We start from the raw sequence: 374 nt of genomic DNA on the forward strand, positions 1-374 counted from the left end.
CCGGGGCCGCGACGGGCGGGGGCACCGGGGCAGGGGCGTGCTGGACGACGGTCGTCGGCTCGATCACCCGGGCGGTCGGGGTGATCTGGCCGGTGGGGGTGGGCATGGTCGGGACCTTGGGACGGAACATGATCGGGTCTCCCTTCGCGAGTGCAGTGGGTTACTTGACGGCGGCGTCGACGAGCGGGGTGAAGAGGCTGTCGGCGAGGAGGTAGCCGCCGAGGAGGAGTACGGTGATCAGCCAGATCGGCGGGCGGAAGAGTTTGCAGCCGAGGTAGCCGACGGCGACCAGGGCGAGCCAGAGCGGGACCTGCATGACGACTCCTGGTCAGTGGGCGATGCGGCAGCGGTGGGTGCGGGCGGCGAGCTGGGCC

Annotated in this window: 1 protein-coding gene and 1 pseudogene; both read right to left on the reverse strand. The window is 71.7% G+C overall.

The window, feature by feature from the left end; genetic code table 11:
- Nucleotides 1–130, reverse strand: a pseudogene (locus DSC45_RS36745) (SpdD-like protein); the annotation flags it as partial.
- Nucleotides 131–160: 30 nt separating this feature from the next.
- Nucleotides 161–316, reverse strand: a complete 156-nt coding sequence (locus DSC45_RS36035) for a hypothetical protein (protein WP_162929465.1) — start codon at nt 314–316, stop codon at nt 161–163.
- Nucleotides 317–374 lie beyond the last annotated feature (58 nt).

It is taken from the genome of Streptomyces sp. YIM 130001, assembly GCF_003574445.1.
Lineage (GTDB): Bacteria > Actinomycetota > Actinomycetes > Streptomycetales > Streptomycetaceae > Streptomyces.